Source organism: Caballeronia hypogeia (assembly GCF_001544875.2).
Classification (GTDB): domain Bacteria; phylum Pseudomonadota; class Gammaproteobacteria; order Burkholderiales; family Burkholderiaceae; genus Caballeronia; species Caballeronia hypogeia.
In genome coordinates this window covers 1-790 of record NZ_FCOA02000089.1, presented here as the reverse complement: position 1 = coordinate 790, position 790 = coordinate 1, and the positions used below count along the sequence as shown (strand labels likewise).

Below are 790 nucleotides of genomic sequence, written 5' to 3'. Positions count from 1 at the left end.
CGGCCGAGCCGATCAAGATCACGCTGGCCAACTGGGCCGACACGCAAGCGGTCGTGTACACCGCGAAATACGTGCTCGAAACGAAATTGCAGCAACCCGTGACGCTGATCAACGCGGATCTGGGCATCCAGTTCCAGGGCCTTGCTCGCGGCGACGTCGATCTGATGCTCGGCGCGTGGCTGCCGGTCACGCACGCGGCCTATTACGCGCGCTACAAGAACGACATGGACGATCTCGGTGTCATCTATACCGGCGCGAAGATCGGCTGGGCCGTGCCGGACTACGTGCCCGAAAGCGAAGTATCTTCGATCGCCGATCTCAACAAGCCCGAGGTCAAGAGCAAGCTGAATGGCACGATTCAGGGCATCGAACCGGGCGCCGGTGAAATGGTCGCATCCGAGAAGGCGATGAAGGAATACGATCTCGCGGGCTATAACCTGATCCGCGCGAGCGAGGCCGGCATGCTCACCGCGATCGCGCGCGCCTATCCGGCCAAGAACTGGATCGTCGCGACGGTGTGGAGTCCGCACTGGCTGTGGCAGAAGTACAAGATGCGCTATCTGGCGGACCCGAAGGGCGTGCTCGGCGGCGCGGAGGAAATTCATGGCTTCGCGTCGAAGCAGTTCGCGAGCAAATATCCGCGCGCCAATGTCTTCATCCGCCACTTCAAGCTGACGCTGGCCGATGTCGAATCCATCGAACTCGATGGCAACGCGACCAACGACTGGAACGCGGCGGCGAAGAAGTTCGTCGACTCGCATCCGGAGAAGGTTCAGGCATGGCTTCAGCA

General features: G+C 61.3%; 1 protein-coding gene. It reads left to right on the top strand.

Features of this window, described 5'->3' with window-relative positions:
* Positions 1-790: glycine betaine ABC transporter substrate-binding protein (locus AWB79_RS37960; protein ID WP_061172603.1), on the top strand; the 790-nt coding region annotated here is incomplete at both ends.